This window comes from Chromobacterium sp. W521 (assembly GCF_052805975.1).
In genome coordinates, this window is sequence record NZ_JBRBAF010000001.1 from 378,660 (window position 1) to 397,025 (window position 18,366).

At 61.9% G+C, this 18,366-nt stretch carries 14 protein-coding genes; 4 read left to right on the forward strand and 10 right to left on the reverse strand.

Features of this window, described 5'->3' with window-relative positions:
- Positions 1 to 83: 83 nt before the first annotated feature.
- The 7 genes from trhP to ACUXV1_RS01860 all read right to left on the reverse strand — a co-directional run bounded on the left by trhP (position 84) and on the right by ACUXV1_RS01860 (position 9,169).
- The gene (gene trhP, locus ACUXV1_RS01830) at positions 84 to 1,427 is read right to left on the reverse strand and encodes a prephenate-dependent tRNA uridine(34) hydroxylase TrhP (protein WP_019101452.1); all 1,344 of its coding nucleotides are present in this window, start codon (positions 1,425 to 1,427) and stop codon (positions 84 to 86) included.
- A gap of 33 nt (positions 1,428 to 1,460) precedes the next feature.
- Complete coding sequence (locus ACUXV1_RS01835) at positions 1,461 to 1,880, reverse strand: hypothetical protein (RefSeq protein ID WP_043631185.1); 420 nt, start codon at positions 1,878 to 1,880, stop codon at positions 1,461 to 1,463.
- 166 nt (positions 1,881 to 2,046) lie between these two features.
- Entirely contained in the window at positions 2,047 to 2,262 is a 216-nt protein-coding gene (locus ACUXV1_RS01840; protein ID WP_019101450.1) for a hypothetical protein, read from the reverse strand.
- A 32-nt stretch (positions 2,263 to 2,294) separates the two neighbouring features.
- Positions 2,295 to 3,128, reverse strand: a complete 834-nt coding sequence (locus tag ACUXV1_RS01845; RefSeq protein WP_446014247.1) for a ferritin-like domain-containing protein — start codon at positions 3,126 to 3,128, stop codon at positions 2,295 to 2,297.
- Positions 3,129 to 3,362: 234 nt separating this feature from the next.
- The gene (locus ACUXV1_RS01850) at positions 3,363 to 7,217 is read right to left on the reverse strand and encodes an ATP-binding protein (protein WP_203391358.1); all 3,855 of its coding nucleotides are present in this window, start codon (positions 7,215 to 7,217) and stop codon (positions 3,363 to 3,365) included.
- Between the two features lie 9 nt (positions 7,218 to 7,226).
- Positions 7,227 to 7,958: a response regulator gene (locus ACUXV1_RS01855; RefSeq protein WP_052370219.1), complete on the reverse strand. Its 732-nt coding sequence runs from the start codon at positions 7,956 to 7,958 to the stop codon at positions 7,227 to 7,229.
- Entirely contained in the window at positions 7,955 to 9,169 is a 1,215-nt protein-coding gene (locus tag ACUXV1_RS01860) for an EAL domain-containing response regulator (protein ID WP_446014246.1), read from the reverse strand. The genes ACUXV1_RS01855 and ACUXV1_RS01860 overlap by 4 nt, the downstream gene beginning before the upstream one ends.
- Positions 9,170 to 9,376: 207 nt before the next feature.
- Between ACUXV1_RS01860 and fliW the strand changes: the two genes are divergently transcribed.
- Complete coding sequence (gene fliW / locus ACUXV1_RS01865) at positions 9,377 to 9,811, forward strand: flagellar assembly protein FliW (protein WP_043631175.1); 435 nt, start codon at positions 9,377 to 9,379, stop codon at positions 9,809 to 9,811.
- Positions 9,811 to 10,377, forward strand: coding sequence for a DNA-3-methyladenine glycosylase I (locus tag ACUXV1_RS01870; RefSeq protein WP_446014245.1), 567 nt, complete (start codon positions 9,811 to 9,813; stop codon positions 10,375 to 10,377). Before fliW ends, ACUXV1_RS01870 begins: the two co-directional genes overlap by 1 nt.
- Before the next feature lie 58 nt (positions 10,378 to 10,435).
- On the opposite strand, the gene clpB is transcribed toward ACUXV1_RS01870, so the two are convergent.
- The 3 genes from clpB to selD form a co-directional block, all read right to left on the reverse strand.
- Positions 10,436 to 13,015 (reverse strand): ATP-dependent chaperone ClpB, encoded by a 2,580-nt coding sequence (gene clpB / locus ACUXV1_RS01875; RefSeq protein WP_081554942.1) that lies wholly within the window; start codon positions 13,013 to 13,015, stop codon positions 10,436 to 10,438.
- 303 nt (positions 13,016 to 13,318) lie between these two features.
- A complete protein-coding gene (locus ACUXV1_RS01880) occupies positions 13,319 to 13,816 on the reverse strand; it encodes a LexA family protein (protein WP_081554943.1) in 498 nt (165 codons plus the stop codon).
- A gap of 10 nt (positions 13,817 to 13,826) precedes the next feature.
- Positions 13,827 to 14,867, reverse strand: a complete 1,041-nt coding sequence (selD, locus tag ACUXV1_RS01885; protein ID WP_446014244.1) for a selenide, water dikinase SelD — start codon at positions 14,865 to 14,867, stop codon at positions 13,827 to 13,829.
- Between the two features lie 20 nt (positions 14,868 to 14,887).
- Here selD and mnmH point away from each other — a divergent pair, with 20 nt between their 5' ends.
- Positions 14,888 to 15,925, forward strand: coding sequence for a tRNA 2-selenouridine(34) synthase MnmH (gene mnmH / locus ACUXV1_RS01890; RefSeq protein WP_446014243.1), 1,038 nt, complete (start codon positions 14,888 to 14,890; stop codon positions 15,923 to 15,925).
- A 259-nt stretch (positions 15,926 to 16,184) separates the two neighbouring features.
- Positions 16,185 to 18,170, forward strand: a complete 1,986-nt coding sequence (mnmC, locus tag ACUXV1_RS01895; RefSeq protein ID WP_446014242.1) for a bifunctional tRNA (5-methylaminomethyl-2-thiouridine)(34)-methyltransferase MnmD/FAD-dependent 5-carboxymethylaminomethyl-2-thiouridine(34) oxidoreductase MnmC — start codon at positions 16,185 to 16,187, stop codon at positions 18,168 to 18,170.
- The last annotated feature ends 196 nt before the right edge of the window (positions 18,171 to 18,366 follow it).

Consider the following 18,366-nt stretch of genomic DNA (forward strand, 5'->3'; position numbering starts at 1 on the left):
TAGAGTTGACCGAAAACGTCGCAATCACGAAAAAAAACAGGCGGCCATTAGCCGCCTGTCTTGCTTCATTGCTCCCCTCTGGGTCAGAACAGCCGCGCCAGCAGCGCTTTCTCCTTGCCCTGCATGCCGGGGATCTTGACTTGCATGCCGTTGCCGGCCGCCACGCTCACCGGCTGATCGTTGCGGGTCATCTGGGCCAGTTCGATGATCTGGTTGCCGCTGGGATGAATCACTTCGATGCGGTCGCCCACCGCGAAGCGGTTTTTCACCTCGATCAGCGCCCAGCCTTCTGCATCCACGGACAGCACGTCGCCCACGTATTGGCTCTGCTTGGCCTTGGAATGGCCGGTGATGTAATTCTGATATTCCTGCGTCTGGTGGCGCTCCAGGAAGCCCGGGGTGTAGCCGCGGTTGGCGAGGCCGTCCAGCTCAGCCAGCAAGCCGAGGTCGAACGGGCGGCCGGCCACGGCGTCGTCGATGGCCTTGCGGTACACCTGAGCGGCGCGCGCCACGTAGTACAAGCTCTTGGTGCGGCCCTCGATCTTCAGCGAATCCACGCCGATCTTGGCCAGCTTCTCCACCTGCTCCACCGCGCGCAGGTCCTTGGAGTTCATGATGTAGGTGCCGTGCTCGTCTTCAATGATGGGCATCAGCTCGCCGGGGCGGCTGCCCTCTTCAATCAGATAGGTCTTGTCCGCCAACGGATGACGCTCGGCGCCGCCGCAGGAGGCGAAGCTCTGGTTGGCCTCTTCCAGGGCCTTGTTGAAGTCGAACTTGATGGTCTGCACATCGCCGGCATCATCGCCCTGGGTATCATGCACCTTGTAATCCCAGCGACAGGCGTTGGTGCAGGTGCCCTGGTTCGGGTCGCGATGGTTGAAATAGCCGGACAGCAGGCAGCGGCCGGAATAAGCGATGCACAGCGCGCCGTGCACAAACACTTCCAGTTCAATGTCAGGGCATTGCTGGCGAATCTCGGCGATTTCGTCCAGGCTCAGTTCGCGCGACAAAATGATGCGCGACACGCCCAGCTTCTGCCAGAACTTGACGCCCATGTAGTTAACGGTATTGGCCTGCACCGACAAATGGATGGGCACTTCCGGCCACTTCTCGCGCACCATCATGATCAGGCCTGGATCGGCCATGATCAGCGCGTCCGGCTTCATCGCGATCACCGGCTCCATATCGGCCATATAGGTCTTGATCTTGCTGTTGTGCGGCAAGATGTTGCTAGCGACAAAAAACAGTTTGCCGCGCGCGTGGGCTTCGTCTATGCCCTGCTTCAGCTCTTCCAGCTTGAAATCGTTATTGCGGGCGCGCAGGCTGTAGCGCGGCTGGCCGGCGTAGACGGCGTCGGCGCCAAAGTCGTAGGCGGCGCGCATCTTGTCCAGCGTGCCGGCCGGCAGCAGAAGTTCCGGTGCTTTCATTGTTTATTCTGGTGGGGTTCGTTGAGCGTGGGCTCAGTGCAGCAAACAGGACATCGGCAACGGCTCGCGGTCCGGCTCGACAAAGCCTTTGCGCGCCGAATCGTCGTCCAGGCGCTCTGAAGAATAGTGTTGCAGGATCACCGCGCGGGGGTCGGCCAGCATGTCCGGGCAGTGGCTGGCGAACGCTTCCCAGTCTTCCAGCAACTGCGGCTGGCTGGCCATCCGGCTGTACAGAATCACCAGGATGGCCATGGTCAGGGTGTGGTGGTACTTCATCGCCGCGCCGTTCACCATGGCGAAACGGGACAGCGCGCGCGCGCAACGGGCGGCAGCCTCCGGCGCCGGGTATTGGCGACGATAGGCCCAGGCGGCGTACAGATGCGCGCGATGGTTGAAGTCGGATGCAGGCAGCGCGTTGGTTTCCAATTGGCGCAGGAATGCCTGATGGTCCATGACTCGGTTTCTCCGAAAATTCCAAAAAGCAAAGGCTCCACCCAATGTGGAGCCCTGACCCTTATCGATACGGGGGCGATTATGCGCGGCCTGCCGATGCCAGTCAAGTCCGTGCGTGGTCCGCAATCAACACTTTAAGCCGCTGTTTTAAAAATCCTTTTTTGGTTTAAGGTCTTTTCGCCAATGCCAGCAAAGCGCTGAACTGGCAGATCAAGGCCAGCAGCATCGCCAACGGACACAAAATGGCCAGCAACGGGCCGGGGCCGCCGTCAAAGCCGCGCCACAGGGCCGAGCTGAGCGCGAAGATCAAGGTGCTGAGCAGCAGCACCGTCATGGCGAAGCGCCGCTGCTTTTGCATCTTCTTAAACAAATTCAATAGCATGTTTCGTCGTTCCAGGTAAGGCCGCCGGCAGTCTAGCCGGCTGAAGCGGTGTCGTCTTCGCACAAGGCGCGCAGCGCTTCCAGCTCCCTGGCTGAAAACCCCGCCCGCTCGCGAGCGGCCAGATTATAAGCCCCGCGGTAAAGCTGGACATCGTGGCGTCGCAGCAGTTCCTGAAAACAGGTCTCCGGCTCCAGGCCGCGCTGTCGGCACAGCCGGCCAAACCAAGTGTTGCCGATGCGCACATGCCCCACTTCCTCGCGCAAGATGATGTCCAGCACCGCTACGCTCCCGTGATCGCCGATGCCGGCCAGCCGACGCTGTATGCCCGGCGTCACGTCCAGGCCGCGGGCTTCCAACACTCTGGGCACCAGAGCCATGCGCGCCAGCGGATCGTAATCGGTCTTGCAGCTCATCGCCCACAAACCGTTGTGGGCCGGGAAATCCCCGTAGTCGTGCCCCAGTTCCCGCAGACGCCGCAGCAACAGGGAAAAGTGGCGCGCCTCTTCCGCTGCAACCTGCAGCCAATCGCTGACGAAAGCATCCGGCATCGCGCGGAACCGCCAAGCGGCGTCCAGCGCCAGGTTGACGGCGTTGAATTCGATGTGGGCGATGGCGTGGAGCAAGGCGGCATGCCCCTGGCGCGTGGACAGGCTGCGCTTGGGCACCTTGGACGGATGCACCAGCTCCGGCAGCGGAGGACGCCCAGCCTCGGGCAACGGGTATGGCGGCGGCGCATCCGTGTTGCGCGGCAGCGCGTCGACGCGCCAGCCGTGCAAGGCCTCAACCGCCAGCACCATCTTGCGCTCAACGTCGCGGCACAGCAGCGCCGCTTCCAACTGTGGGTAAAGTGATGTCGGCTCGCTCATGGCTGGACATTTTAGCCGACCTTGGCGCGCCTCTGTACTTGTTCAAAGTCTAGCGAGCAAAGGCGAAGAACGACGGACAGAGCGGAGCGGGTAAAGCAGCTGTTCTCGATCTCGCGAGCTAAAGCGAGACAAGGCGAAAACGAGTGAAAAAGCGGAATGTACGAGTGGTTGATGAGCATTTCGACACGCTACTCATCACGCCATATCTGACGAAGCGCAACAAACGACAGACCCTCATGCCAAATTGGTTTCATTCTGCCGGGCCATCCAGGCGTCAAACTCGGCCAGCGCCGCGTCGAAGGCCGGCATTAGGGCCGTCACCTGCTCCAGCGACTGGGCCTTGCCCGCCTTTTCCACCGCCTCGGCGGCAGCGCCCAAGGCATTGACGCCCACCATGCGGCTGGCGCCCTTGACTCGGTGGGCGGCAAAGCTGACGCGGTCGCTCGAGCCTTCTGCGATGGCGCTGCGCAACTCGCCCACGTCCTCGGCGTTGCCTTGCTGGAAGTCTCGCAGGATCTCCAGCTCAACTTGCAGGTCGCCGTTGCTGTACACCTGCAGAACGGAGCGGTCCACCGGCCCGTCCTCAGGCCCTGCCGCGGCAGGCGGCGGAGGCGCGGCTTCCGGAACGCTTCCCGTCGTCGTCCATTTTTGCAGGGCAGCGGACAGCTCCGCGATCGACAGCGGCTTGGTCAGAAAATCATCCATGCCCGCGTCACGGGTTTTGTCCAGCTCCTCCTTGGCGGCGTTCGCGGTGCAGGCGACGATGGGAATATGACCCCGCGCCGGCTCTTCTTGCTCCTGTGCGCGCACCAGCCGCGCCAGTTGATAACCGTCGATGCCCGGCATGTGGCAATCGGTCAGAATCATCGAGTAGCGGCCGGTTTGCCATTTGGCGAAGGCCTGCTCGCCGTCCTCGGCCCACTCCGCCGAATAGCCCAGCTTTTCCAGTTGCTTGAGCGTGAGCTTGCGGTTGGTCGGGTTGTCCTCGGCAAACAGAATGGGCAGCACGCTTTGCTCCGGAGAAGGCGCCGCAGTTTCGATCTCCTCTTCGCGCGGCGTCTCCGCCGGCACGTGAACCTGGGGCAGGCTGACCGGCGCCACCACCTGTTCCGACCACTCCGCTTCCAGCAACAAGCGCGCGCAACTGCCCTTGCCCAATTGGCTTTCCAGTTCCACGTGACCGCCCATCAGTCCGGCCAGCCGTCGGCAGATGGCAAGCCCCAGACCGGTGCCGCCAAAGCGCCGGGTGGTGTCGGAGTCCGCCTGGGTGAAAGGCTGGAACAACCGGGACAAACTCTCCTCGGTCATACCGATGCCGCTGTCCTCCACCTCAAAACTGAGCGACTGATAATTGGCCATGGTGCTAAGCACCTTGACGCGGATGATCACGCCGCCCTGAGCGGTGAACTTGATCGCGTTGCTGATGAAGTTCTGCAGAATTTGCCGTAAGCGCAAGGGATCCAGCACCAGCGTCGGCGCCAGTTGATCATCCACTTCCAGCTGAAAATCCAAGCCCTTCTTATAAGCGTTTTCCTGATACAGGCTGCGAACGCTCTCCAAAAACGGCCGCATCGCCGTGGGCGCGGTGACAATCTCCAGTTTGTCTGCCTCGATCTTGGAGAAATCCAGAATATCGTCGATCAAACGCAATAGCGTATGCGCGGAGTCGTGTATCGTGGCCACCGCGTCCCGCTGCTCGCCGTCCAGCCGGGTCATGTTCAACAACTCCAACATGCCCAGCACTCCGTTCATCGGCGTGCGGATCTCGTGGCTCATGGTGGCCAGGAAGGCGCTCTTGGCGCGGTTGGCGGCATTGGCCTGGTCTCGCGCCATGCGAAGCTCGAACTCGGCCATCTTGCGTTCGGTGATGTCCAGGCAGGCCAGGATCATCACCCCTTCCACCGTTTCCGTCGCCACCATCTGGCCTTCGAACAAGACCCAGATCGGGAGGCCGGCGCCGGTAAAACACTCCAGCTCACAGTGAACGCGCGTACCTTGCCGCATTTGCTGCAAATGCTCGGTCAGCTCGATCCAGCCCTGATCCGAAGCCATCAACTCCATCAAGTGCATGCCAACCAGGCCGTAAACCCCAACATCGAAAATCATTTCCGCCGTTTGATTGGAGCGGGAAATCTGCAATTGCTCGTTCAGGCGCAGCAAGCCCACCGGGGACGAGGCGAACACCGCCTCCTCTTCCTGAAGCACGGTGCGCAACTGCGCTTCCGACACCTTGCGCCGCGCCTCCTCATCGTAAAATCCCAGAATATTGGCGTAAGCGCCGATCAGAGGCTGCATGCCTACGCCCAGCCGGTACACGTCCGGCTGTTGCATGCACACCGCGGCGGCGACATCGCCGCCCAGCATCACCGGCAGGGAAATCCAGGTGGATCGCTCGCTGAGCAGTTGGAACAATTGACTGAGCGGGGCGGCCGCATACGCCACTTCCGACAACGGCGGCAACTCCGGCGGCCATTGGCCGGCCTGCAAGCACAGGGACTGCCCGCCCTCGTCCAACGGCGACCAAGCCACCAACAGACATTCGCGAGCGCCGGTATGGTGGCAGAACACGCGATGCAGTTCTTCAAACACCTTGTCCCGCGGCTCTCGCGCCAACAGCATGCCTTCCACCACCGAAATCGCGGACAACAATTCGACGCTGCGCTCCAGCGTGGTTTCCGCCTGCCGTCTTTGCTGTTCGTTGCGCACCGTGAGCATGCGCCAGCCGTGGTCCCGGCTGTTGCTGAACTGGCTGAGGGAAATCGTCACATAGAAACGCTCGCCGTTGGCGGACAAGCCCTCCCCGGCCAATGCTACCGTTTCCTGATCGTTCAAGGCCTGGGTCAGATGCGCGGCCCCGCCCGGCACCTCCAGCAAGCTGTAGACCGACATGCCATGCAGCGCCGCCTGAGGATAAACGAACATTTTGCCGGCCCCCGCGTTGGCGATCTCGATCCGCCCGTTGCTATTGACGATCAGCACCGCGTCGCCGGAGGCGTCCAACATATGTTTCAAGGCGGACAGCGGCCGCAGCACCCGGCGCACCATGTAGTACAGCAACACCACCATCAGGCCAAGCGCCAACAAACCGAACAAGCCGTCGCGCACCATGCGGAACAAATTGACTCGCCGGCTCTCGTCAATACGATCGGCCGTCATCTGTTCCACCATGTCGAAGACGCGCTTCAACTCCCCGTCCAGTTCCGCCAAGCTGGCGCGAAAATTCGTGGCCTGATTGAAGGACTGGGCGCCGTCGATCTGCTCAAGCTGCAGCTTGACCACTAACTGCAGCTTCAGCGTCAACGTGGCCAGATTGGTGAACTCGGCTTTCAATGCGTCGTCGCGCACCCCCAAAATCACTGGCCGCAGCTGCTCCACCATCAACATCGCGGAGCTTAGCCGGAAGGCCAGGTCATCCTCGATGTCGCGGTTCATTCGATGTCCCAACTGCTCCCGCATGATCAACGCCACCACGTTGCCGCGCAATTGGCCGCCCAACTGCCACAAGCTTTGCTTGATCATCATCAGGCTGTTGAGGGTGGGGTCGCCCTGGCTTGCCAACTGCGCCGTGTCCGCGGCCAGAATGCCGCCGGCCTCGTTGCGCATCCGCGCCGTGACCAAATACAGCAAGTTGCTCAAAGACTCATTCTGAAAATCCGGCCGGCGCAATTCCGCGTAAGACTCCTCTCGCAGCACTTTGAAATCGTGGGCCAGATTGCGCATGCGTGTCTGGCTGGAGGCATCCATCCCGGTCATGACGGGAATGGAGGCCAGCGCCACACTGAACTTGGCGTCCGTATTGCGGGCCAGCCAGCTTAGCTCTTCTCGCTGTTGCGGCGTAGGCGGGGATTTCGCCGTCAACAACAAGCGCAGCTTGCTGCTTTCCAGGTTTTCCGAGCTAACCGCCTGATACAAGGCGGAAATATCGCGGTTGAGTTCGGCCACGTGCCTGGCCGTGCGATAGGAGTCCCAGGACTCGTTCAACAAACGCAGAATGGCCATCGCCTGCAGCACGCCCAGCAACAGCACGATCAGGATGACCGCTCGGCGGATGGATTTGATATGGTCCTGGCGCGGCCTGGCGAACTTCATCGACGGCACTCAATGTTCTCGGGACGACTCGGCTTCGGTCTCGGAAATCTCCTCGACGAAAAGCCGCAACACGCCGTAGCGATCGCTGAAATCACGCAATACCGTGATCTGGTTGGCGGAAATGGCGGCGCCGCGCGGCAGCAACAAATGGCCGTGCTTGCTGAACAGATCCTGGGCCAGCACCGCCCCGGCCTTGACCGTCAGCAAGCTCACCGCCGTGCCCGACGGCGCCTCCGGCAACGCCGGAGCGTCGAACAGCCGGCCAAAGACCTTGCGGTCGTATTCGGTGCCGGTGGCCACGCCGTAGTAGCTGAACGGGTCGATTTCCGGCCGCTTGCGCTGCATCGCCGCCACAATCGCTTTCTCGACATCGGCAGGCTTAGGCGGCTTGACCACAAAGCCGTCGGCGTGGAGCTGACTGGCCAGCACCACATTGCTGCGGTCCGCATGGCCGGACAAAAACACGAAAGGCAGGTTGGAAGGATTCATGGTATGCCCGCAGCGCAATTCCTTGAGCAAGTCCATGCCGTTCATCGGCGCCATCTGCACATCGCACAGCACCAGGTCCACCATGCGGATGTCCAACAACCGCATCGACGCGGTGCCGTCCGCGGTTTGAAAAATGGCGTCCGAACGCATGCCCATGGTCTGCAAGGCCTGGCTGATCAATGAACGCACCAGGGTTTGATCGTCCACGACCAATATCCGCATCCGCGAAAAATCCACTGCCGCAACGCTCATCCCGCGCCTCCTTCCGCCGCCGCGGTTTCTTGGCTCCGCCGCAAATAGTCGCTTAACTCGTTTTCGCGTACCGGCAAGGCCATACAAGCGCCCTGCACGCGAGGACATCCCATCTCCTGAGCCAGCGCGACGTCCTCCTCCTCATCGACGCCGCTTACGGTAATCGCCCCCGGCGGCAAGCCGTAAATACGCAAAAAGCGCAACGCCTGCGGATCCGCTCCCAGCATGGTTCTTATCCATCGCAGGGATTCGATGGGGATGTTCACATGGTCGAACGGCAGCTTGAGCATATTGCTCTGGGTCAACGAGCCGGTGCCGAAGTGATCGGCGATCAGGCGAAACCCCAGATACTTGATCTTGGCGACGTTCTCGAAAGCCTGAGCCGGCGATTGCGGTCCCAGGCCTTCGGCCAACTCGAAGCCCAGCAAACGCGGCGGCACGCCTCGCTGCTGCAACAGGGAATGACAGTGATCAAACAGGTTTTCACTCTCCAGGCAGGCTTTGTCGATGCGGGCGTTGAAATCGCACTCCTCACCCAGCCCTTGCTGGCGCAAACCAGTCAGCAAATTGGCGATGCGCGCCACCAACTCCTCCAGCACCAGGGCGGAGATTCCCTTACGCCGCGCCAGCACATTGAACAGCCCCGCGCTCCACTCCACCCGCCCTTGCGAGCGGATCAGCGCCGTCACGTCAAAGCCTGCAAGCCGGTGGCCGGGCAGGCTCAAGACCGGCTCAAGCTCCAGCTTGAACTCCCCGGAACACACGTCGGCGAAAAAGCTCTCCACTTCCAGTTGCTGCACCTGATAGGCGCGCTCCAGATCGTTGAAGATGCTGTTGAGCGCGGTGAGAAAGGATTCCGCCGAATACGGCTTGGATAGGAAACGGGTGCTGCCTATGCCCAGGCTGCAGGCCATCTCGCTGATGGTGTTCAGCGTCTTGCCGTCATAGCCGGAGATGATCAGCAGCGCCGCCCGGTAACCAAGCAAGGCCACATGTTTGATGAAGTCGATGCCGTTCATGCCCGGCATGCCGATATCGGTGACAATCAGGTCGTAGCTGTTCTCGCCGATGCTGCGCAACGCCTCAGCCGGGTCGCTGAACTCATCGATGGCCACTTCGTAACGACTAAAGAAGCTGGCCTGACGAGAAATCAATTTCCGCAATACCAACTGGTCTTCAAGAATCAGAAACCGCTTTGCTGGCAAGCCCATGGGATCTCCCCCTTAGCATCGCGCGCGGGCACTCTGCCGGCCGGCCGCAACCCAATTCAAATACGACATTCGAGTAATATTGATATAGGTTGTTAAACCCGCGGCCACAACCACAGCTTGCAATCTTCTCCACCGGCGGGGTTCCGCTTGTGCAATTGCCGCCGCCGCCATGCATAATGAGAACATTGTCACGCCAGGAGGCACGCCATGCGGTTCCAGTCCAGCCAGCTCGGCCAAGTCGATATCGACGAGAGCACCGTCATCACTTTCCCGCGCGGCATTCCCGCGCTGGAAAACTGCACCCGTTTCAAGCTCTTTCACAACGCCACTCAGGCGCAGCCCCAGGTATTCTGGCTGCAATCGCTGGACGACCCTGGCGTCATCTTCAGCATCACCACGCCGGAAGCGCTGGACATCCGCTACGAGATCGAACTGGACGACGCCGAGGTGTCCGAACTGAAATTGCAACAGCCGCAGGATGTGGCCATCCTGCTCATGCTGAGCAATCAGGCCGACGAACAACATCCCGCCTTATCCACGATGAAGGCGAACATCCGCAATCCTCTGGTGATCAACCTGCAAAGCCGCACCGGCTTGCAAAAAATGGGGCTGCAGTGCGACATCCTGCTGCATAACCGCTGATGTCCGTCCCAACCCGTTGCGCCTGGTGCGGCGACGATCCCCTCTACGTCGCTTATCACGACGAGGAATGGGGATGTCCTGAACACGACGACCGCAAGCTGTTCGAGATGCTGATTCTGGAGGGCGCTCAGGCCGGCCTGTCCTGGATTACCACCCTGCGCAAGCGCGACGGCTACCGCCGCGCCTTTCACGGCTTTGACCCGGTGAAGGTGGCGGCGATGGACGACGGCGACGTTGAGCGCCTGATGCAGGACACCGGGATTGTGCGCAACAGGTTGAAGATCCAGAGCGCCATCCGCAACGCCAAGGTGTTTCTGCAGATGCAACAGCAACACGGCAGCTTCGCAGATTGGCTGTGGGGGCATGTGGACGGCCGGCCCATATTGCGCCGTCGCGACGACGAGCGGGTGCTCGCCAGCACCGAACTGTCCGACCGCATCAGCAAGGCGCTGAAGAAAGCCGGCATGAATTTCGTCGGCAGTACGGTGATCTACGCCTATCTGCAAGCCTGCGGCGTGGTCAATGACCATATGTCCGCCTGCTTCCGCCACCCTGATCGCGGCTGACGTCGCCGCGCAAAGAAAAAGCCCGGATAACCGGGCTTTTTTCATGAGCGGGACATGCTCAGGCGAAGCTCAGACGGCCGTCGCGCGCCTCCACCATAATGGTGGATTTCGGCGGGTACTCTCCTGCCAGGATGGCTTTGGCCAGCGGGTTCTCCAACTCGGACTGGATAGCCCGCTTCAAGGGCCGCGCGCCGTAAACCGGATCGAAGCCGGCTTCGGACAACAGCGCCAACGCCTCCTCGCTGATCTGCAAATCCAGATCCAGCTTCGCCAGCCGGCCTTCCAGGCTCTTAAGCTGGATGCGGGCGATGGACTTGATATGCTGCTCGCCCAGGCCGTGGAACACCACCACCTCGTCGATGCGGTTGATGAACTCCGGCCGGAACTGGGTTTTCACCTCCGCCATCACCGCCAGCTTGATCACCTGATAATCATCGGTGTCCATTGCCTGTATCTGCTGGCTGCCGATATTGGACGTCATCACCACCACCGTGTTCTTGAAATCCACAGTGCGGCCCTGTCCATCGGTCAAGCGGCCGTCGTCCAGCACTTGCAACAAGATGTTGAACACGTCCGGGTGCGCTTTTTCCACCTCGTCCAGCAGGATCACGCTATACGGCTTGCGTCGCACCTGCTCGGTCAGATAGCCGCCCTCCTCGTAGCCGACATAACCCGGCGGCGCGCCGATCAGCCGCGCCACCGAATGCTTCTCCATGTACTCGGACATGTCGATGCGGATCAGGTGGTCTTCGCTGTCGAACATGAATCCGGCCAATGCCTTGCACAGCTCGGTCTTGCCCACGCCGGTCGGCCCCAGGAACAGGAAGGAGCCGTAAGGCTTGTTGGGGTCGGCCAGGCCGGAACGGGAGCGGCGGATGGCGTCGGCCACCGCGCTGACCGCTTCGTCCTGCCCCACCACGCGCTGATGCAACACGTCCTCCATGCGCAGCAGCTTGTCGCGCTCGCCTTCCAGCATCTTGGACACGGGAATGCCGGTGGCTCGGCTGACCACTTCCGCGATCTCCTCCGCCCCCACCTGGGTGCGCAGCAAGCGATTGGGCTTGGCCTGCTCGCCGGCGCCGGCGGCCTCCGCGTCCTTCAGCCGCGCCTCCAGCTGCGGCAGCTTGCCATACTGCAGCTCCGCCAGCTTCTGCCAATCGCCCTTGCGCTTCAGGTCCTCCATTTCCACCTTGAGGCGCTCGATTTCCTCCTTGATGCTCTGCGAGCCCTGTTGCGCGGCTTTTTCCGCCTTCCAGATTTCGTCCAGATCCGCATAAGCGCGCGACAACTCGGCGATCTCGTCCTCGATCAACTTCAGCCGCTTTTGCGAGGCTTCGTCGCTTTCCTTGTTCACCGCCTCCCGCTCGATCTTCAGTTGAATCAGCCGGCGGTCCAGCCGGTCCATTTCCTCCGGCTTGGAATCCAGTTCCATCTTGATGCGGCTGGCGGCCTCGTCGATCAGGTCGATGGCCTTGTCAGGCAGGAAGCGATCGGTGATGTAGCGCTGCGACAGTTCGGCGGCGGCGACAATGGCCGGGTCGGTGATGTCCACGCCGTGATGAATCTCATACTTTTCCTGCAAGCCGCGGAGGATGGCGATGGTGTCCTCCACCGACGGCTCGCCAACCAGTACTTTCTGGAAGCGGCGCTCCAGCGCCGCATCCTTTTCAATGTAACGACGATACTCGTCCAGCGTGGTGGCGCCGATGCAGTGAAGTTCGCCGCGCGCCAGCGCCGGCTTCAGCATATTGCCCGCGTCCATCGCGCCGTCGGCCTTGCCCGCGCCCACCAGAGTGTGGATCTCGTCGATGAAGATCAGGGTCTGGCCATCGTCCTTGGACAGATCATTCAATACCGCTTTCAGTCGCTCCTCAAACTCGCCACGGAACTTGGCGCCGGCGATCAGCGCGGCCAGATCCAGCACCAGCAGGCGTTTGTTTTTCAGGCTTTCCGGCACTTCGCCGTTAACGATGCGCTGAGCCAGACCTTCGACGATGGCAGTCTTGCCGACGCCGGGTTCCCCGATCAACACCGGGTTGTTCTTGGTGCGCCGCTGCAAAACCTGGATCGCGCGGCGGATTTCGTCGTCACGGCCGATCACCGGGTCCAGCTTGCCCTGACGCGCGCGTTCGGTCAGATCCTGAGTGTACTTTTTCAAGGCTTCGCGCTGGCTCTCCGCATCCTGGCTGGAGACGTTTTCGCCGCCGCGCACCGCGTCAATCGCAGCCTGAATCGCCGCTGGCTGGCCGCCATGCTCTTTCAACAGCCGAGCGGCCTCGCCCTTGTCCTGGCTCAACGCGGACAGGAACAGCTCGCTGGCGATGAACTCGTCGCCCAGCTTCATCGCGGCCTTATCGCTCAGGTTCAACAGATTAGCCAAATCCCGCGACACGGTGATCTCGCCGCCGTTGCCCTGCACCCGCGGCAAACGCTGTAAAGATTGGTTTAGCGCGCCCTTCAGGCCGGGCACATTGACCCCGGCGCGCGCCAGCAGGCCGGCAATGCCGCCGTCGGCGTCGTCTAGCATGGCCAGCAGCAAATGCTGCGGCTCGATATAGGCATGGTCTTGAGACAGGGCCAGGCTCTGGGCATCCCCCAGCGCCTGCTGGAACTTGGTGGTCAGCTTGTCGAATCGCATGGAGTGGCTCCTTCGGAACGTTGATATGCACTATTTGGGCATGGCCAGTTGCTTTTCAAGCCTCTCTATTGTCGATCTTGAACCCAATTTTCAACTTGGCGTCACTGCCCCATGGCATTGCCGAAAAACTTAACTCATGCATTAAGAGCGGTATCCAGCCAGGCTATGACAAAAGGCCTCGAGTCTTGAGCCGCCCGCCCGATGACATCGCCTAACAAATTCTAAAACAGCCAATGCAGCGGGAAATATGGTGACTTCAACGGAGAAACCCTGGCCTGGGACTGGAATGGTCGCCCGGCAAGGCTAGCGCAACGAGCGCACCACCGCGCTGACCACGCCCCAGATCTCCACACCGGTCTCCACCGGCAAATCGGCGCAGCCTGCTTGCGCGGCGCGCAAGCAGGCATGAGCTGGGCTCAGATGCAGCCGGCGCACCAGAAACTCGTCGCCCACCACCGCCACAACCACGTCGTTGTGGCGCGGCGGCGGCAGGCGATCGACGATCAACAGGTCACCGTCGAAAATGCCGGCCCCAGCCATGGCGTCGCCGGAAACGCGCACAAAGAAACTGGTATCCGGATGCTGGATCAGAAAGTCGTTGAGATTGAGCGAACGCTCAAGATAGTCGTCGGCCGGCGACGGAAAGCCCGCCGCCACGCTGCCGTCGAACCACGAAACATGAGTGTCGCCGGCGGCGGGGCCGCGCGCGGCGCTTACCCGGCCCGGCGCAAGCCGGGCCAGTTCCGTCAAAGGCCGGTCGCGGGCAACCAGCGACGGGCTCTTCGGCTTTTCGTCGTTCATCTCGCGCCGCTCAGCGGACGATGACGCGAGCCTCGCCCGCGGCCAGCCTGCCGATCTTGGCGGCATAGCCAAAGCCGGCGCGTTGGAAACGCGCCAAAACCTCGTCCGCCTGCTCCGGCGCCACCGCGGCCAGCAAGCCGCCGCTGGTCTGCGGATCGGCCAGCAGGCGCAGTTGCCACTCCGGCAGATCCGCGCCAAAGTCAACGTGCTCGCCGAAACTGGCCAGGTTGCGCTCAATCGCGCCAGGACCGCAGCCTTGCTCCGCAAAAACGCGGGCTTCCTCGATCACCGGCACGTCGGTCATATCGATGTGCGCCGCCAACATCGCGCCCTTGCATACTTCCAAGGCGTGGCCGAGCAGGCCGAAGCCGGTCACGTCGGTCAGCGCGTGCACCCCGTCCATGGCCGCCAACTCCGCTCCCACGGTGTTCAACTTAGTGGTGGAGGCGATCAAGGCCTGGTAGCCCTTGTCGTCCAACTCCCCTTTTTTCATCGCCTGCGCCAGCACGCCAACGCCCAGGCCCTTGCCCAGAATCAGCACGTCGCCATCTTGCGCCTCGCTGTTGCGCTTGAGCTGGTCCGGATGCACCACGCCCAAAGCGACCAGCCCGTAAATAGGCTCGGGGGAATCGATGGAATGACCGCCGGCGAGCGGAATGCCCGCGGCATGGCACACCGATTCGCCGCCAGAAAGAATGTCGCGGATGGTCTCCACCGGCAACACCTTCACCGGCATGCCCACAATGGCCAGCGCCATGATGGGCGTCGCTCCCATCGCGTAGATGTCTGAAAGCGCGTTGGTGGCGGCGATGCGGCCAAAGTCATAAGCATCGTCTACGATGGGCATGAAAAAATCAGTGGTCGCCACGATCGCCTGCGAGGCGTTCAATTGATACACCGCGGCGTCGTCGCTGGTTTCCGCCCCCACCAAGAGATTGGGAAAGGCCATTTTTTCCTTGGCCGTCGACAAAATGGACTCCAGCACCGCCGGGGCAATTTTGCAGCCGCAGCCGCCGCCGTGAGACAATTGCGTCAATTTGATTTCAGCCATTTGCGGACTCCGCCATATTTATGCTTTTCAAGGTCGCGAACGTATCACAGCTAGGGCAGTTTGACGAGATCATCGACGTCCGTTCCCCGGCAGAATTTGCTGAGGATCATATTCCTGGCGCCATTAACTGCCCGGTTCTGGACAACGATGAGCGGATTCGCGTCGGCACGCTGTACAAACAGGTTTCTCCATTCGAAGCGCGCAAAGTCGGCGCGGCGCTGGCCGCCAAGAATATCGCCCGGCACATCGAAGAGCGCTTCGCCGACCGCCCCAAATCCTGGCGCCCGCTGATATGCTGCTGGCGCGGCGGCCAGCGCTCCGGCTCCATGGCGCTGATTTTCGCACAGATAGGCTGGCCAGCGCATCAGTTGGAGGGCGGCTACAAAGCCTACCGTCGCCAAGCGCTGCAATGGCTGGATGAGCTTCCGGGGCAGCTCAAACTGCGCGTGATCTGCGGCCCCACCGGCTCCGGTAAAAGCCGCTTGCTGCATGCCTTGGCGCGCGCCGGCCACCAAGTGTTGGATCTGGAGCAGTTGGCCAATCACCGCGGCTCTGTGCTCGGCCGCCTGCCGGACTTGCCGCAGCCGTCGCAAAAATGGTTCGACACCTTGCTGCTGCAACAGATTCGCGGCCTGGACCTCATGCGGCCCGTCTTCATCGAGTCGGAAAGCAAGAAAGTGGGCTTCGTCACCCTGCCCGACGCGCTGTATCGTCAGATGCACCAAGGCGACTGCCTGCTGATCGACGTGCCCTTGGCCGAGCGTGTGCGCTTTCTGCTTGAGGATTACGCCTTCTACCTGCAAGACCCAGAGACCTTGATCCGCCAGTTGGGTTTTTTGAAGGGTTTGCACTCAGGGGAGCAAATGGAGGCCTGGAACCAGATGATCCTAGACCGCCGCTTTGATGCGCTGGTAGCGGATTTGCTGGCCAAACACTACGATCCGCTCTACTACCGTTCGCTGGGCAAGCATTACCCGCAGCTGGCCGAAGCCGTGCCTCTACGGCTGGACAGCCTGGCACCGGAACAGCTGGATCTGGCCGCCTCTCGCATCGTCTGAGGTATGTTTACGATCTAGCGAGCGATAGCGAGACAAGGCGAAAACGAGTGAAAAAGCCGAGTGTACGAGGGGTACATGAGCATTTTGAGCTTGCACTCACCGTGCAACGCTCCACGAAGCGCAGCAGGCTTTGAACAGGCTCTGAGAGCCGGCTCAGCCGCTGTCTCGAGGAGCGGCGCTGATCGCAGCGCGAAACTACGGTATCATCAGAACATCCTAATTCATCAGCGGCGCCGCGCCGCGCCCCGACTCCGCGCGCATGACCCCACACGCTCAACTTGACTGGCAAGACGGTCAACCGGTTTCCCTCGCATTCGGCGATGTCTATTTCTCCCGCGCCTCCGGCCTGGACGAAACCCGCCATGTTTTCCTGCGGCACAACCGCTTGGCCGAACGTTTCGCCGAACTGCCCTCCGGCGGCCACTTCACCATTGCGGAAACCGGCTTCGGCACCGGACTGAATTTCTTGTGCGCGTGGGAGTGTTTTCTGCAATACGCGCCGGTCGACACGCGCCTGCACTTCATCAGCGCGGAGAAATTTCCACTGACCCCGCGCGATCTGACCCAGGCGCTGGCGCTCTGGCCCCAGCTCGCCGGCCTGGCCCAACAATTGCTGGCCCAATACCAGGCCCTGCCCCCTGGCTGGCACCGCCTGCTGCTGAATCAGGGACGCGTCACGCTGACCTTGCTGATCGGCGACGTTCTGGAAGTGCTGCCGGAGGTGGACGCTCGCGTCGACGCCTGGTTCCTTGATGGCTTCGCTCCGTCCAAGAACCCGGACATGTGGCAAGCGGAGCTGTTCCAGGCCATGGCGCGGCTCTCGGCGCCCGGCGCCACCTTCGCCACATTCACCAGCGCAGGTTTTGTGCGCCGCGGCTTGAGCGAAGCCGGCTTCGCCGTCAGCAAAACCGCCGGTTTCGGCCACAAGCGGGAAATGAGCCACGGTCATTTGCAAACCCTGCCCGCCGGAGAGTGGTCGCCGCCGTGGTTCGCGCGCCCGGCGCGGCGTCATGGCGAACGCAGCGCCATTGTCATCGGCGGCGGCATCGCCGGGGCCGCCAGCGCCTACAGCCTGGCTTGCCGCGGCTGGCAAGTCACCGTGGTGGAACGCCTGCCCGAACTGGCCCGCGGCGCCTCCGGCAACCCGCAAGGCGTGCTGTACACCAAGCTGTCTCCACACTTCACCCCGCTGACCCGCCTGATCCTGTCCGGCTACGGCTACAGTCTCCGCACGCTGAAAACCCAGTTGCCGGAAGACGACGCGAACTGGCGCGGATGCGGCGTATTGCAATTGGCCTATGACGCGGCCGAGGCGGAACGCCAGCAAGGCCTGGCCTCAGCCGGTTTTGGCGCCGATTTCCTGCGCCCGGTCGACGCCAGCGAGGCCAGCGAGCTGGCCGGCGTCGAACTGCAGCACGGCGGCCTGTTCTTTCCGGAGGGCGGCTGGATCAACCCGCCCGCCCTGGTGCGCAAACTGGTGGAACATCCCAATATCCAGGTTCGCACCAGCCGCACCATCGTGGAGCTGGATTACAACCCGTTGGACAAAAGCTGGGTCGCCATCGGCGATGAAGGCTCCGTGGCCATCGGCTCCGTGGTCATTCTGGCCGGTGCGGCGGAAACCGGCTCCTTCGACGCCACCCAGCACCTGCCCTTGAAAAAGATTCGCGGCCAAGTCACGGTGGCGCGCGCAACCGAACACAGCGAAGCGCTGCGCACCGTACTGTGCGGCGAGGGCTATATTTCCCCGGCCCGATTTGGCGAGCACTGCCTGGGCGCCACCTTCAAATTCAATACCGAAGATCTCGGCGTCAATCTGTTCGAGCATCAGGAAAACCTGCAAATGCTGGCGGGGCTAGCCCCCAGCCTGTACCAGGCTTTGGGCGGAGAAGGCCTGCTGGACAAAGCCCTGGCCGGGCGCGCCGCGCTGCGCTGCACCAGCCCGGACTACCTGCCCATCGTCGGCCCCGTCGCCCACGCGCAAAGCCTGATCGACGCCTATCTGCCGCTGAGCAAGGACGCCTCGCTGAAACTCAGCGCATCAGCGCCCTGGATAGATGGTCTCTACGTCAATACCGCCCATGGTTCGCGCGGCATGATCACCGCGCCGCTGTCCGGCGAAATCCTCGCCGCTCTGCTGGAGGACGAACCCGCCCCGGTGGCCCGCAGTCTGATGCAGGCCACCCACCCCAGCCGATTCCTGATCCGCGACCTGATGCGCAACAAAGTCCCCCAGCAGGGCTGACGCGGGTCACCAGGCAAAAGCCCCCCGACGCATCAGAGCGCCGGGGGCCAAGAACAGCGGCGGGAGTCTCAGAGCTTGTTCAAAGTCTGCTGCGCTTCGTGGAGCGTTGCACGGTGAGTACAAGCTCAAAATGCTCATGTACCACTCGACCACTCCGCTTTTTCGCTCGTTTTCGCCTTGTCTCGCCCTTGCTCAC

What these genes read in the sequence shown, in the direction of transcription:
- trhP (WP_019101452.1), bottom strand. Translation starts at nt 1,427, where the DNA reads ATGAAAGCACCGGAACTTCTGCTGCCGGCCGGCACGCTGGACAAGATG.
- ACUXV1_RS01835 (WP_043631185.1), bottom strand. Translation starts at nt 1,880, where the DNA reads ATGGACCATCAGGCATTCCTGCGCCAATTGGAAACCAACGCGCTGCCT.
- ACUXV1_RS01840 (WP_019101450.1), bottom strand. Translation starts at nt 2,262, where the DNA reads ATGCTATTGAATTTGTTTAAGAAGATGCAAAAGCAGCGGCGCTTCGCC.
- ACUXV1_RS01845 (WP_446014247.1), bottom strand. Translation starts at nt 3,128, where the DNA reads ATGAGCGAGCCGACATCACTTTACCCACAGTTGGAAGCGGCGCTGCTG.
- ACUXV1_RS01850 (WP_203391358.1), bottom strand. Translation starts at nt 7,217, where the DNA reads ATGAAGTTCGCCAGGCCGCGCCAGGACCATATCAAATCCATCCGCCGA.
- ACUXV1_RS01855 (WP_052370219.1), bottom strand. Translation starts at nt 7,958, where the DNA reads ATGAGCGTTGCGGCAGTGGATTTTTCGCGGATGCGGATATTGGTCGTG.
- ACUXV1_RS01860 (WP_446014246.1), bottom strand. Translation starts at nt 9,169, where the DNA reads ATGGGCTTGCCAGCAAAGCGGTTTCTGATTCTTGAAGACCAGTTGGTA.
- fliW (WP_043631175.1), top strand. Translation starts at nt 9,377, where the DNA reads ATGCGGTTCCAGTCCAGCCAGCTCGGCCAAGTCGATATCGACGAGAGC.
- ACUXV1_RS01870 (WP_446014245.1), top strand. Translation starts at nt 9,811, where the DNA reads ATGTCCGTCCCAACCCGTTGCGCCTGGTGCGGCGACGATCCCCTCTAC.
- clpB (WP_081554942.1), bottom strand. Translation starts at nt 13,015, where the DNA reads ATGCGATTCGACAAGCTGACCACCAAGTTCCAGCAGGCGCTGGGGGAT.
- ACUXV1_RS01880 (WP_081554943.1), bottom strand. Translation starts at nt 13,816, where the DNA reads ATGAACGACGAAAAGCCGAAGAGCCCGTCGCTGGTTGCCCGCGACCGG.
- selD (WP_446014244.1), bottom strand. Translation starts at nt 14,867, where the DNA reads ATGGCTGAAATCAAATTGACGCAATTGTCTCACGGCGGCGGCTGCGGC.
- mnmH (WP_446014243.1), top strand. Translation starts at nt 14,888, where the DNA reads ATGCTTTTCAAGGTCGCGAACGTATCACAGCTAGGGCAGTTTGACGAG.
- mnmC (WP_446014242.1), top strand. Translation starts at nt 16,185, where the DNA reads ATGACCCCACACGCTCAACTTGACTGGCAAGACGGTCAACCGGTTTCC.